General features: G+C 73.5%; 11 protein-coding genes. 3 read left to right on the top strand and 8 right to left on the bottom strand.

All coding sequences use genetic code 11. The features are described 5' to 3' along the window. Nucleotides 1-13: 13 nt before the first annotated feature. Genes QCD66_RS22135 through QCD66_RS22125 form a run of 3 tightly spaced genes read right to left on the bottom strand, consistent with a single transcriptional unit; the run spans nt 14 to nt 6149 of the window. Nucleotides 14-2602, bottom strand: a complete 2589-nt coding sequence (locus QCD66_RS22135) for an amino acid adenylation domain-containing protein (protein WP_375732741.1) — start codon at nt 2600-2602, stop codon at nt 14-16. Nucleotides 2603-2621: 19 nt separating this feature from the next. Beyond that, nucleotides 2622-5921, bottom strand: coding sequence for an amino acid adenylation domain-containing protein (locus QCD66_RS22130; protein ID WP_375732742.1), 3300 nt, complete (start codon nt 5919-5921; stop codon nt 2622-2624). Nucleotides 5922-5945: 24 nt separating this feature from the next. Then, a complete protein-coding gene (locus QCD66_RS22125; protein WP_357536865.1) occupies nt 5946-6149 on the bottom strand; it encodes an MbtH family protein in 204 nt (67 codons plus the stop codon). Nucleotides 6150-6861: 712 nt separating this feature from the next. On the opposite strand from QCD66_RS22125, the gene QCD66_RS22120 reads away from it, so the two are divergent. Both QCD66_RS22120 and QCD66_RS22115 read left to right on the top strand, forming a co-directional pair. After that, on the top strand, nt 6862-7590 hold the full coding sequence (locus QCD66_RS22120) for an AzlC family ABC transporter permease (protein ID WP_357536867.1): 729 nt from the start codon (nt 6862-6864) through the stop codon (nt 7588-7590). Next, nucleotides 7587-7895 (top strand): AzlD domain-containing protein, encoded by a 309-nt coding sequence (locus QCD66_RS22115; protein WP_357536869.1) that lies wholly within the window; start codon nt 7587-7589, stop codon nt 7893-7895. Before QCD66_RS22120 ends, QCD66_RS22115 begins: the two co-directional genes overlap by 4 nt. On the opposite strand, the gene QCD66_RS22110 is transcribed toward QCD66_RS22115, so the two are convergent. The 5 genes from QCD66_RS22110 to QCD66_RS22090 all read right to left on the bottom strand — a co-directional run bounded on the left by QCD66_RS22110 (nt 7880) and on the right by QCD66_RS22090 (nt 11594). Beyond that, entirely contained in the window at nt 7880-8347 is a 468-nt protein-coding gene (locus tag QCD66_RS22110; protein WP_375732743.1) for a hypothetical protein, read from the bottom strand. The genes QCD66_RS22115 and QCD66_RS22110 overlap by 16 nt on opposite strands. Then, complete coding sequence (locus tag QCD66_RS22105; protein WP_375732744.1) at nt 8344-9486, bottom strand: molybdopterin-dependent oxidoreductase; 1143 nt, start codon at nt 9484-9486, stop codon at nt 8344-8346. The genes QCD66_RS22110 and QCD66_RS22105 overlap by 4 nt, the downstream gene beginning before the upstream one ends. 13 nt (nt 9487-9499) lie before the next feature. Beyond that, entirely contained in the window at nt 9500-10141 is a 642-nt protein-coding gene (locus tag QCD66_RS22100; RefSeq protein ID WP_375732745.1) for a class I SAM-dependent methyltransferase, read from the bottom strand. Next, a complete protein-coding gene (locus tag QCD66_RS22095) occupies nt 10138-10878 on the bottom strand; it encodes a DUF2064 domain-containing protein (RefSeq protein ID WP_375732784.1) in 741 nt (246 codons plus the stop codon). The genes QCD66_RS22100 and QCD66_RS22095 overlap by 4 nt, the downstream gene beginning before the upstream one ends. Nucleotides 10879-10943: 65 nt before the next feature. Then, the gene (locus QCD66_RS22090; protein WP_357536875.1) at nt 10944-11594 is read right to left on the bottom strand and encodes a glycosyltransferase family 2 protein; all 651 of its coding nucleotides are present in this window, start codon (nt 11592-11594) and stop codon (nt 10944-10946) included. 244 nt (nt 11595-11838) lie between these two features. On the opposite strand from QCD66_RS22090, the gene QCD66_RS22085 reads away from it, so the two are divergent. Beyond that, nucleotides 11839-13287, top strand: a complete 1449-nt coding sequence (locus QCD66_RS22085; RefSeq protein WP_375732746.1) for a hypothetical protein — start codon at nt 11839-11841, stop codon at nt 13285-13287. Nucleotides 13288-13969 lie beyond the last annotated feature (682 nt).

The raw sequence follows: 13969 nt of genomic DNA, 5'->3' as shown, positions 1-13969 counted from the left end.
GCGCTCCAGAGGGTCAGCCGGCTCCGCCGAGCAACTTGTGGATCTCCGCGTCGGACAGGCCGGCGATCTCCGCCTCGAGCGCGTCGAGTTCGGCCGCGTCGAGCTGCTGTCGTACCGCCTCGTCGATCTGGCCGGCGAGACGTTCGAGGGTCGGATGGGTGAAGATCTGCCGGGCTTCGAGGCTGATCTGGAACGCGTCCCGGACCCGGGAGATGATCTGGGTGGCCTGGAGCGAGTTGCCGCCCAGCTCGAAGAAGTTGTCCCGCGCGCCGATCCGGTCGGCGGTGATCCGGTCGGTGCCGAGGATGCCGGCCCAGACCGCGGCCAGCGTCTTCTCGGTCGCGGTGGCCGGCGGCGTGAAACCGGCACCGATCTCGTGCCGGGGTTCGGGCAGCGCCTTGCGGTCGGTCTTGCCGTTGCCGGTCAGCGGGATGGCGTCCAGCCGGACCAGATGGGCGGGCACCATGTACGCCGGCAGCCGGGCGGCCAGGTGCGCCCGTAGCGCCACCTCGTCGTATCCGGTGCCGACGACGTAGCCGACCAGCAGCGGATTGTCGGCCTCGCCGCGTACGACGACGACGGCGTCGGTGACTCCCGCGTGGTCGGTCAGGGCGGTCTCGATCTCGCCGAGCTCGATGCGGAAGCCGCGGATCTTCACCTGCTGGTCGGCCCGGCCGAGGTATTCCAGCGTGCCGTCGGACAGCCAGCGGACGAGGTCGCCGCTGCGGTAGAGCCGGTCGCCGTCGGCGGGTACGAACCGCCGCGCGGTGAGTTCGGGCCGGCCGAGATAGCCGTAGCTGACGGCGGGGCCGCCGACGAGCAGTTCGCCCCACACCCCGATCGGCGCCGGCCGGCCGGCGGCGTCGACGACGCGGACCGGCATGTCGGGGAGGGCGACCCCGATCGGGCTGGCGCACCGGGCCAGCAGCTCCCGGGACAGCACCTGGTAGGTGACGTGGACGGTGGTCTCGGTGATGCCGTACATGTTGACCACCCGGGGCCGCTCCTCGCCGTGCCGGTCGAACCAGCGTCGGACCGAGTCCGGGTCGAGGGCCTCGCCGACCAGCACCACGACCCGCAGTGCCAGCTCGCCGGCGTCCGGGCGCCGTTCGTCGACCGCCACGAGCTGCCGGAACGCCGCCGGGGTCTGCTCGAGCACGGTGACCCGTTCGTGGCGCAACAGCTCGTGGAAGCGTTCCGGCGAGCGGGTCTCCCAGTACGGCACGACGACCAGCCGGCCGCCGTAGAGCAGGGCTCCCCACAGTTCCCAGACGGAGGCGTCGAAGGCCGCGGAGTGGAAGAGCGTGTGCACGTCGGTGTCGTCGAAGTGGTACCAGTCGTCGGTGGCGCGCATCAGCCGTACGACGTTGCCGTGCGGGATCATCACCGCCTTCGGCCGGCCGGTGGAACCGGAGGTGTAGATCAGGTAGGCGAGGTCGGTGCCACCGACCGCGGCGACCGGTCCCTGCTCGTCCGGCAGGTCCGCCATGGACACCCGTACGTGCCCGCCGGCCGGCAGCGCGAAGTCGGCCGGTGCCAGCACCGCCTTCACCCCGGAGTCGGCGAGGATGTGGGCCATCCGGTCGGCCGGCTGGTCCGGGTCGACCGGCACGTACGCCGCCCCGGTGCGCAGGATGCCGAGGATGCCGGTGACGAGGTCGGCCGTCCGCGGCAGGCAGACCGCGACCAGGTCACCGGCTCCGACGCGCAGCCGGGCGAGGCGGGCGGCGACCCGGCCGGCGGCGGCATCGAGTTCGGCGTAGGTGAGGTGGGTGTCGCCGGCGGTGACGGCGATGTTGTCCGGGGTGCGCCGCACCTGGTCGGCGAAGAGCCGGTAGAGGGATTCGTCGGCGGGGAAGCCGGCGCGTCCGGCGCCCCACGCCGCCAGGGTGGCGCGTTCGTCGGCGCCCAGCGGGTCGAGTCCGCCGACCGGCTCGTCGGGTGCGTCGACGGCCCGCGCGTAGACGGTGATGACGTGGTCGAGCAGCCGGGTGATCCGGTCGCCGTCGAACAGGTCGGTGGAGTATCCGGCGTGCAGCCCGAGGCCGCCGTCCCCGGCGTCGACGACCACGACCTCGAGGTCCGGCGCGGCCCCGTCCGGCCCGGTGTCGCCCGCCGCCGTCCCGGGCGGGGCGGCGGCCACCCCGAAGGCGACCTGGAAGAGCGGGTGACGGCCGGGCACGTGTTCCGGCGCGAGCGCGTCGACCAGGGTGCCGAACGGCACGTCCCGGTGCGCGGCGGCGTCGAGCACGGTGCCCCGGCAGCGGTCCACCAGCGCCCGGAAGGTCAGGTCGCCGGCCAGGTTGGTACGCAGCACCACCGGGCCGGGGCCGGTCGAGCCGACCACGAGGTCCTCCTGCCCGGTGTGCCGGTTGAGCACGACCAGGAAGCCGGCCAGCAGTGCCGCGTCGAACGACGACGGCCGCGTACCGGCCAGGGCCCGCAGCTCACCGACGAGGACGGCCGGGATCTCCCGGGCCGCCCACGACCGGGCGCCGGTGGGACGGTTCGGCCGTGGCCGGTCGGTCGGGAACTCCAGCTCGGGCGCGTCGGCCAGCCGCTGCCGCCAGTAGGCGAGCTGCCGGCCGTGCGAGTCGGTCATGTCGCGCTCCATCCGCCGATCAGCCGGCTTCGCCGAGCAACTTGTCGATTTCCTCTTCGGACAGGCCGGCGATCTCCGCCTCGAGCGCGTCGAGTTCGGCCGCGTCGAGGCGCGGCTGGGCCGCCTCGTCGATCTGGGCGGCGAGCTGTTCGAGGGTCGGATGGGTGAAGATCTGCCGGGCCTCCAGCGTCACCTCGAACCGGTCCCGGATGCGGGAGATGAGCTGGGTGGCCTGCAGCGAGTTGCCGCCCAGTCCGAAGAAGCTGTCCACGGCCCCGATCCGCTCCACGCCGAGCAGGGTCCGCCACACGTCGGCGAGCCGGCGCTGGGTGTCGGTCGCCGGCTCGGCGAACCCGGTGCGATCCGGGGTGGGGTCGGGCAGCCGCCGGTGGTCGACCTTCCCGGTCGGGCTGAGCGGCAGCTCGGTCAGGGTCAGCAGCGCCGACGGCACCATGTGCAGCGGCAGCCGGTCGGAGAGGAACCGGCGTACCTCGTCGAGGTCGACGTCCTGTCCGGTCTCGGGTACGACGTATCCGGCGAGGTAGGCGTCCGGGGTGCCGGGGTCGCGCACGGCCACCACGCCCTGCCGTACGCCGGGGTGGTCGGCGAGCACGTGCTCGATCTCGCCGAGTTCGATGCGTAGGCCGCGGATCTTGACTTGTCGGTCGACGCGGCCGACGAATTCGATGTTGCCGTCGGTGCGCCAGCGTACGACGTCGCCGGTGGCGTACATGCGTTGGCCGGGTTGGGTGGTGAAGGGGTCGGGGAGGAATTTTTCGGCGGTGAGGTCGGTGCGGCCGAGGTAGCCGTGGGCGAGCCCGTCACCGGCCATGTACAGCTCGCCGGGTATGCCGATGGGTGCCGGGCGCAGGTTGCGGTCGAGGACGTAGGCGCGCTGGTTGTCCATCGCCCGGCCGATCGGCGGGGCGGCGTCCAGGTTGTCGCTCGGGCACAGGTAGTCGGTGCAGGTGACGGTGACCTCGGTCGGGCCGTAGCCGTTGTGGAACTCGCGGCCGGGCCGGCGCCACCGGTTGACCAGCGCGGCGGGGAACGGCTCCATGCCGATGAACAGCGCCCGCAGGTCGACCAGCGGCTCGGGGTCGAGCAGCCGCAGTACGGCCGGCGGGATGTCGATGAAGGTGATCCGCTCGTCGCGCATCAGTTCCTGCAGCCGGTCCGGGTCGAGCAGCGTGGCCCGGGGCGCACCGACCAGGGTCGCCCCGGTCGTGAAGGTGGTGAAGAAGTCCGAGACGCTGACGTCGAACGACGGGTTGGAGAACTGCAGCACCCGGTCGCCGGGTCCGAGCTTGAAGAGTTCGCGCATGTTGCGGCAGAAGTTGACGATGGCGCGGTGGGGGACCATGACGCCTTTGGGGCGTCCGGTGGAGCCGCTGGTGTAGATGACGTAGGCGGTGTCTTCGGGGTGGATGTCCACTGTGGGGGGTGTGGTGGGTTGGGTGTCGAGGGTGTCGGTGTCGAGGGTGATGGTGTGGATGTGGTGGGGGAGTCGGTGGGCGAGGTCGGTGGTGGTGACGACGGTGGTGACGTGTGCGTCGGTGAGTTGGTAGGCGAGTCGGTCGTCGGGGTATTGGGGGTCGAGGGCGAGCCAGGCGGAGCCGGTTTTGAGGATGCCGAGTTCGGCGACGGGTAGGTGGAGTCCGCGGTCGAGTAGGAGGGCGGTGACGGTGCCGGGTCGGGCGCCGGTGTGTGCGAGTTGGTGGGCGAGTTGGTTGGCTTGGTGGTCGAGGTCGCGGTAGGTGAGTTCGGTGCCCTCGAAGCGCATGGCGGTGTGATCGGGCTGGGCGGTGACGCGCTCGGTGACCAGGTCGTGCAGCAGTGCGGCGGACCGTTCCAGCGGCTCCGGATTCCAGTCGGCCAGCACCGACGACAACTCCGCCCGTGGCAGCAGCGTCAGGTCGTCGACCCGGACGGTCGGGTCGGCCAGCGCCTCGGCGAGCACCGTCGTGAAGTGGTCGACCAGCCGGTGCGCCCGCTCGGCGTCGATCGTCTCGGTCGAGTGCTCCACCCACAGCCGCAGTTCGCCGTCCGCGCCGTCGAACAGCATGAACGTCAGGTCGAACCGGGACGTGCCGACGTGCACCGGCACCCGCTCCACCGCCAGGTCGCCGAGGCGGAACTGGGTCGCCATGGTGGCACCGGTGAGCGCGATGCAGACCTGGAAGAGCGGGTTGCGGCCGGCCACCCGCTCCGGCTTGAGCGTGTCGACCACCGCCCCGAACGGCACGTCCTGGTTGGAGATGCTGTCCAGCACCGTCTCGTTGCAACGGCGTACGAGGTCGCCGAAGGTCGGGTTGTCGCCGACGGCGGAGCGCAGCACCACCATGTTCGCGAAGTAGCCGACCAGCGGCTCGATCTCCGAGCGGGTGTGGCCGTGCAGCACGCCACCGATGGCGATGTCGTCCTGCCCGCTGTAGCGCCGCAGCACCGCCAGGTAGGCCGCGTACAGCACGGCGAGCAGGCCGACGCCATGGTCGCGGGCGAACGCCCGGGTCGCCTTGGCGACGTCGGACGGCAGCGTGGTGTTGAAGTCGGCACCGGCGCCGGTCGGTGTCGCAGGCGGCGGCCGGTCGAGCGGGAAGTCGAGATCCTCCGCGCCCTCGAGCTGCTCACGCCAGTAGGCGAGCTGCTTCTCGCCCACCTCCTCGGCCAGCCAGCGCCGCTGCCAGGCCGCGTGGTCCGCCGGCTGGATCGCCAGCTCCGGCAGGTCGAGGGTCCGGCCGGTGACGGCGGCGTCGTAGCGGTCGGCCAGTTCGGTGGTGATCAGGCCGACCGACCAGCCGTCGATGACGATGTGGTGCATCAGCAGGAGCAGCACGTGGTCGTCGGGCGCGACCCGCAGCAGCGGCGTCCGGAACATCGGGCCGGTCTCCAGGTCGAACGGCACCCGGGCCTGCTCCTGGACCCACTCGTGGACCGACCGGTCCCCGGCGTCGACGACCGTCAGCGGCCAGTCGTCCGGTGCCGGGTCGATCACCTGGTACGGCACCCCGTGGTCGTTGCCGAACCGGGTGCGCAGCCCCTCGTGCCGTACGACCAGCCCGCGTAGCGCCTCGCCCAGCGCGGCCAGGTCGAGCGCGCCGCGCAGGCGCAGCGCGAACGGCTGGTTGTAGGCCGGGGACTTCGGCGTGAGCTGCTGCACGAACCACAGGTAGCGCTGCTGCTCCGAGACGGCCATCTTCTCCTCGCGCGGTACCGGCACGATGCGTTGCCGCTGCGCCTTCTCCGCCAGCCGCTGCCGGATCTTCATCTCCAGCAACGCGCGCTTGATCTCGCCCGGGTCCCGCACACCCGCCGTCATCTCGTGCCCCTTCCGTGCCTGTGCTCAGCTGTTGCGCCGGGCGCTCAACGGACGCAGGTCGGTCCACACCCGCGCGATGTGGGCCAGGCATTCGTCCTTCGGGCCCGTGACGCCGACCGTCCGCCAACCGGCGGGGATCTCCCGGCCCTCCGGCCAGATCGAGTACTGCTCCTCGTGGTTCACCACGACCGCGTACCGGGTGTCGTCCCGCTCGTCGGAATCGGTCATCTCGGATCTCCCTTACGTGGTGCCGCTCGACCGTGCTCCGCGGCCGTGGCGGTCCCGGCGACCACCACGTACGCGCCGGTCACCGTGGGGCGTGCGCACCGCCCGGCCGGTGGCCGGGGGCGCCCACGGCCGTGCCGGTCGCGGGCGCGGACGCGGCCGGGACCTGGCTGTCGGATCACGGGCACGGCGGTACGCCGGACGGCGGCGAGCCTCCGTGTGGTGTGTTCGGTTCTACCGGGACCTGCTGCGTGACGTGGCGCAGCCGGTCGAATCCCCTGCCGGGCGAAGCTATCTCGGTATTCGGACCACTGTCAATATTGATCGACTTGGCTGTCTGTTGCCGTTGCGGTGTGGGGTGACGTCTGCGCTGCTCATGGTGACCGTGTCGGTTTCCGGGTGACCGGTAGCATTTTTAGAGTGTCGATGTTCCTCGATGAATCGCATGTCGTGACGTCGCCACATCCTGTTGACCGGTTTGTAAGTTCGGTACGATTGATGATCGTTTTCGGCGCCGATCGGTCGGTATTGTCGCGATCCTCCGGTCCGGAAGTCCGGCCCGCTTTCCCGGTCCGGGCGTCGTTGTCCGATGGGGTTTGGCGAGCCGTCGACACATCAATCGATGATGACGGACATCGATTGATGTGTCGCCATTGGTCAGATGTTGCGCGGCAGGGACCAAGTGATCCACCGCTGACTGTTAGTCTCCAGCCTCATGGAATCCGAGCCGGCATCGGACACCGGCGGAACCCGTCCGGCGGCACTATCCGAAACCCCCCGCCAGCGCCTGGTCGCCGGACTCCGGGTCGGCGTCGGGCTGGCCCTGGCCGCGTTCATGCTCGCCGTCACCTTCGGCGCCCTGGCCCGGTCCGAGGGCTGGGGAGTGATCGCCCCGATCGTCTGCTCACTGGTCGTCTTCTCCGGCTCCGCGCAGTTCGCGCTCGCCGCCGCCCTAGCCGGCGGCGGCGGCATCCCGGCGGCCGTCACCGCCGCCGCCCTGATCAACGCGCGGTTCATCCCGATGGGGGTCGCGGTCGCCGGTGACCTGCGCGGCGGCCGGCTGCGCCGGGCCATCGAAGGCCAGGCCGTCGTCGACGCCTCCTGGGTCGCCGCGCACCTCGGCGGCGGCCGCTTCGACCGCTACCGGCTGATCGGCGCCACCATCGTCCAGTGGCCGGCGTGGGTCGCCGGCACCGCCCTGGGCGTCGCCCTCGCCCCGCCGGAAAGCCTGGTGGAAACCCTCGGCCTCGACGTCATCTTCCCGGCCTTCTTCCTGCTGCTCCTGCTCGACGAACTACGCGGAGCACGCCCCAGCCGCTTCGCCGCCGCCATCGGCGGTGTCGTCGCCGCCGGCCTGGTCCTTGTGGTTCCGACCGGCCTCGCACTGCTCGGATCCACCGCCGGGGCACTGCTCGGCCTGCGCGGAAAGGGGAAGCAGTCATGAACCTGTGGCTGGCCATCATCGCCGTCGCCGCGGTGAGCTTCACCTTCAAGGCGATCGGTCCCGCCCTGCTCGGCGACCGGGAACTGCCGCCCGCCGCCCGCAACGTCATCGCACTGCTGGCACCCGCCCTGCTCGCCGGGCTGATCGTCGTGGAGGTCCTCGGCCCGAAGTGGACCGGCGTCGACTGGACCCTGCTGGTCGGCCTCGCCGCCACCGCCGCCGCCTGGGCGTGGCGGGCACCGATGCTGCTCGCCGTACTCGTCGGGGTGATCGCCACCGCGCTCGCCCGTCAACTGCCGTTCTGAGCCGACCGCCGGGCCCGGCGGCGGCGACGCAGCGCCACACCGGCCGTCACCGCGAACAGCAGCGCCCACACCGCCCCCAGGTACGCCAGCAGACCCGGGAGGTAGTCCCGGTCGTCCAGCCCCGGATTCGGCGGCGCCGCCGACGGGCGGGTCAGCAACGGCGTACCGACCAGCAGCAGCGTCCCCGTGGCGAACAGGCCGACCACCACCATCGTGCGCCACGGCCGGGGCAGCAGCCGGGCGACCAGCACACCGGTGACCGCCACCAGCGGCGCCAGCAGCAGGTCGTGCGCCGGCGGACCGGTCACCAGCCACGCCGCCACGGACAACAGCACCGCCGGCGTCCACTCGATCTCCCGCGCCAGCAGCCAGCCGCCGTACCCCATCACGGCCGCCCCGACCGCGGCCAGCGCCACCCGTACCCCGCCCGGCCGCCCCCGGCCGGCGGTCACGGCAACACCCGCAGCACGGCGACCCACTTGGTCTGCAACACCCCCGGCCGGGTCGCGGCGATGATCCGGCACGGATAGCCGTGGTCCAGGCTCAGCTCCTCCCCGTTGAGCCCCAACGCGAGCAGGGTCAGCCGGTCCCGGACGTGGTCCGGCAGCAACAGGCTCTCCCGGTACGTCCCCACGGCCTCCAGCGACTCCACCCGCACCCGGCCGGTCGGGGCACCGACCGCGGCGAGCAGATCGGCGACGACCACCCCGGTCCACACCGCCGACGCGCTCCACCCCTCCACACACGCGATCGGCAGCCGTACGGTGTGCTGCGGCAGCGCCGCCAACTGGTCCCGGGAAAGCTCCTGGCGGCCACCGGGCCACTCGACGGCCAACCGCCAGTCGGCGCCGACCCGCGCCACCCCGGCCGCGGTCGCACTCCGGTTGATCGGCAACCCCTGCGGTCCCCGCGACGCCCGCCAGCTCAGCGGCGACACCCGGTACAGCCACGGCACCGTCGCCCCGGCCGTCGCCACCACCGCCGCCAGCGCGGCGAACCCGCTGGCCGAAAGCAGCCCGCGCCGGCTCAGCCCGGACACCCCCGGCGCCGGCCGCCCCACCTGCCGGCGCAACCCGTCGCGGATCTTCGGCAGCTTCACCGCGACATGGACCAGCAGCGCCCCGACCGCCACCCAGGCCACCGCGTAGTGCGTCGGCACGAACCGGAACAACCACGGGTACGACTGCGCGCTGTTGAACATCCCGGTGGCGAGCTGGAAGAACGCCGCGCCGATCAGCACGAACAGCGACGCCCGCTCCAGCGCGTGCCCGACCGACCGGAGCACCGGCCGGACGAACAGCCTCGGGTAGACGCTCCACAGCTTGGCCAGCAGCAGTGGCACGGCCGCGATCCCGCTCAGCACGTGCACACCCTGTGTGACCCGGTAGAGGTTCACCGGCCGGGTCGGCCACCACGAACCGTGCTGGGCGACGTGCGAGAGCACACCGGTGACGAAACACAACCCGAACGCCACCCCGAGCAGCACACCGAGCCGGGCGGCCACCCGTACGTCGTGACCCTCGGCGCGGAAGTCCTCCTCCCGCGGCAGCCGGAGGTGAGGTCTGCCGGTGACCTCGCCGCGCTCGGTCACGCGCCCACCCCGGTCACGCCGGGGCCAGCTCGGCGAACCAGCGGTCCTCGTCGCACAGCACCACCCCGATCACCAGCGGCGTGTCCACCACCAGCGCCGGCAGCGCGTCCAGGCCGACCCGCGCCCACTCGAACGGCACGCCCTCACCGCGCTGGTGGTGCAGCCGCGACCAGCCCCGCCACAGGCCGCTGCCGGGCTCGTCGACCTCGACCACCACCGTGCCCCCCCGGCGCAGCAGGCCCGCGCAGCGGCGCAGCAGCGCCACCGGGTCGCCACCGATACCGAGGTTGCCGTCGGCGAGCAGGACATGCCGCCAGCGCCCCTCGTGCGGCAACCGGTCGAAGACGCTGCGGCACAGCGCCGCCGCACCACGCTCCCGGGTCAACCGGACCGCCCGCGGCGACGTGTCGATACCCAGCGCCGGCAGGCCCCGGGCCACCACCTCGGCACTGAGCCGACCCGGCCCGCAGCCGACGTCGAGAACCGGCCCCGCGCACCGGTCGATGAGCCGGCGCATCACCGGCTCGGCGGCGCCGTGCCACCGGTGTACCGGCAGCACGGTCTGCCGGCCGTCGCCGTCGACCCGGTCGCAGCGCAGCCCGGTGAGCACGGCCGCGTACCCGTCGGCGACCGTGCCGGCGGTGCGTGCGGTCACCAGGCCGCCAGGCGCGGCGCCGCCGCCGGACGGTCCGCCACCGGTACGGTCGGCACCGCCCCGACCGGGGCCGCCGACACCTCCGGTGCGGTGACCGCGCGCACCGCCGCCGCGAACCGGCCGTCGGGTACGGCGGCCGCCACCGCCACCGCGTCCGTCATCGTGTCCACATCAGACAGGCTCGGCAGGATGCCGACCGGCAGCTCCCGTCCGTGCAGCGCGGCCAGCGTCCGGTCGGCGGTGTCCGGCCGCGACATCGCAACCCCGCGCAGCACCTCGGCGTGCTCCGGATCGCACAGGCCGAGCGCCCACCAGCCGCCGTCGTGGGCCGGACCGAGCACCGCCGGGACACCACCGGACAGCCGGTCCAACGCCTCGGTCAGCATCGCCACCGTCACCTGCGGGGTGTCCATGCCGATCTGCAACACCGCCGACCCCGGATACCGGTCCGCGGCGTCGGCGTGCGCGGCGGCCAGCCGCTCCGACAGCTCCCTGCCCCGCTGGGCGAGCACCGTCCAGCCGTCCAGCGCCCCGACGATCGGCCCCGACCCGACCCCGTCGGACAGTTCGCCCTCCAGCGCCAGCACCGGCACCACGTCCGGCAGCGCCGAAACCACCTCGATGGTGTCGAGCAGCGCCGCCGCGGCGATCCACGCCGCCTGCTCCGGGCTCGCCGGCGGGGACAACCGCGTCTTGACCCGTCCCGGCACCGGCGCCTTCGCGACCACCAGCAGCACCGCCGGGCCGCCGGTCCCGGCCGGCGGCTCCCGGTGCCCCGAAGCCGGTGGCGGATCCGACCGGCTCACCACAGCACCCGCGCCATGTCGCGGGCCGCCCGCAGGCTGCCCCGCACCGAACCGGAAACCTTCGAGGTCGTGCCCGCCGCCCGGGGACGGTACGCCACCGGCCGCTCCACGATCCGCCAGCCGGCCCGTCCCGCCCGCGCCAGCAGCTCCAGCGGATAGCCGAACGCCCGGTCACGTACGTCCAGCAGCAGCAGGTCACCACGCCGCGCCGCCCGCACCGGACCGATGTCACGCACCGGCAGCCCCCGCCGCCGCATCAACGCCGCGAGCATCGCGTTCCCGACCCGGGCGTGCCACGGCCAGGCGCCCCGCCCGACCGGCACCCGCCGGCCGACGGCCAGATCCGCGGCACCACCGGTCACCAGGTCCACCAGCATCGACAACCCCTCCGGATCGATCGAGCCGTCCGCGTCGAGCACGCAGACGACATCGGCGTCGGCGGCCCGCAGCCCCGCGTCCACCGCGGCGCCGTAACCGCGCCTCGGCTCGACCAGCACCGTCGCGCCGGCCCGGGCGGCGACCTCCGGCGACCCGTCCCGGGAACCGTTGTCGACCACGATCGCCCGGTAGCCCCGGGGAATCCGGCGCAGCACGTCCGGCAGGGCCGCCGCCTCGTCCAGGCAGGGCAGCACCACGTCCACGGTCATGGCGGACCCTCGCTCCGCTCGGGCCGCCCTGACGATCGGCTGGGCCGGTTGATTCCCTCGCTCCGCTCGGTCATGGCAGACCCTCGCTCCGCTCGGGCCGCCCTGACGATCGGCTGGGCCGGCCGGCTCCCTCGCTCCGCTCGGTCATGGGCGCGAGTTAGCCGTTTCCGTGCCGGCTAAACGCCGGGGCGGCGCTTCGGAGGTTCCGGCCCGGTCGTACCCGGCGCACCGTTACCGTGACCGGGTGCGCCAGGCGCCGACGGACCGTACCGGTGGGGCGGCCCGGAACGGCCTCCGCGCCGACGTCGCCGCGGCCGGCGCCGCGCTGCTCCTGGTCGCGGCCGCCATCGCGGTCGGCTGGTGGCTGAACCGCCGCCACGTGCCGATCTACGCCGGCAGCGCCCCGCTCTTCGCCACCCCCGGCCCGCACGTCGGCATCGGTACCGTGCTGGCACCCCTGGTCGCCGCCGCGGTCGTCGGCTGGCTGCCCCGGCTCGCCGACCGGCTCGGCTGGCGCCGCCTGCTGCTCACCGCGTACGTCGCCGCGCTCGCCTGGATCCTCTCCCTCGCCATGATCGACGGGTGGCGGGACGGCCTGACCAGCCGCCTGACCGGCGACGCCGAATATCTCATCGACGTACCCGGGGTCACCGACATCCCCGTCATGCTGCGCACCTTCACCGACCGCATCCTGGATTTCCAGCCGGACTCCTGGCACACCCACGTCTCCGGGCACCCGCCCGGCGCGCTGCTCGTCTTCGTCGTCCTCGACCGGATCGGCCTCGGTGGCGGCACGGCCGCGGCCCTGCTCTGCGTCCTGGTCGGCGCGCTCACCGCCGTCGCCGTACCGGTGACCCTGCGGGCGCTGGGCGACGAGCCCGCCGCCCGGGCCGTACTCCCGTTCGTGGTTCTCTTCCCCGGCGCGGTCTGGCTCGGCGCGTCCGCCGACGCGATCTTCGCCGGGGTGACCGCCACCGGCATCGCCGCGCTCGCCGTCGCCGGTCGGCGACGCGGCCCCGTCCTCGCCGCCGGCGCGCTTCTCGGCTACGGCGTCTTCCTCTCCTACGGGCTGGTCCTGATGGCCCCGATCGCGCTCGTCCCGGCCCTGGTGTCGCGCCGGCTGCGGGCCACCCTGTTCGCCCTGGCCGGCGCGGTCGCGGTCGTCGCCGTCTTCGCCGCCGCCGGCTTCTGGTGGTACGACGGCTACCGGCTCGTCGTCGAGCGCTACTACCAGGGCATCGGCCGGGAACGGCCGTACGCCTACTGGGTCTGGGCGAACCTGGCCACCCTCGTACTGGCGGCCGGTCCGGCCACCGCCCCGATCCTGCGCCGCGCCGTCGTCGCCCTCGGCCCGGCCGCCCCCGGGGAGCCCGGCGGTGCGGGGTGGGATGGCCGGGGCGGCGGTTCCGGGGCACCGCGGCACGCGCGGCCGGCTCCGCCCGGTGCCGTCCGCCGGTTTCTCGGACGGCTGTCGACCGGCCCGGTCGCGCTGCCGCTGGCGGCGGTGGTCGCGATCGTCGCGGCGGACCTGTCCGGGCTGAGCAAGGCCGAGGTGGAGCGAATCTGGCTGCCGTTCGGCGTCTGGCTGATGGCCGGCGCCGCCCTGCTCCCGGCACGCCACCGGCGCTGGTGGCTGGTCGCGCAGGCGGTCACCGCGCTCGCGGTCAACCATCTCGTCCTGACCGTCTGGTGACCGTGCCGCCCGCGGTCCTTGATCAACGAACCCCGGCCCGGGCACGGCTGGCGGGGGATGTGGCGGCTGGCGGGGCGGTACTGCTGTTGCGGCCCACAGCGAATTCGGCGTACAAACAGCGAATTCGCTGTGGAGCGCGACAGCAATAGGTGGCCGCTGCCCACCCGCTGCACACTCCGCTTGGGTGACCGTCGGGCCATGGCCGGGCCGCACCTGTCGCGACGTCCGGCCGGGCGGGCATCGCGCGGGGCACCGCCCGGCCGGGCGGGCGTCGGGCGGGGACCGGCCGGCTGGGCGGGCGTCGGGCGGGCACCGCCGGCTGAGCGGGTACCACGTGAGGAGCGGCCGACCAGGCGCGCATCGGGCCGGGGAGCGGCCGGCCTCCGGAGTGGCGAAACGGCCCACGAACAGGTGGAGGTAGTCGAACTCCCCGTCCAGCCCGTCGACCCGATCAAGGTTTGGCAACTCGGGCGCGGCGAGCGCCTCCGCCGGCGCACCGGCAGGCGCGCCCGGCACCCGGGGCGGACGCCCATCTTCTGCGCCGCCGTCCCGCCTACTGTCCGTGCCGTGCCCGAACACCAGGGCCGGCCACCGACAGGAAACCCGGCCCGCCGGGTAGCGGTGGCACGGTCGGCTCGTCGACATGTTCGGCGAGGAGCCGTCGGTCGGTCGTCCACTGTGC

It is taken from the genome of Polymorphospora sp. A560, assembly GCF_045781765.1.
In the GTDB taxonomy this organism is placed as follows: Bacteria; Actinomycetota; Actinomycetes; order Mycobacteriales; family Micromonosporaceae; genus Polymorphospora; species Polymorphospora lycopeni.
This window is presented reverse-complemented; position numbering and strand designations above follow the sequence as displayed.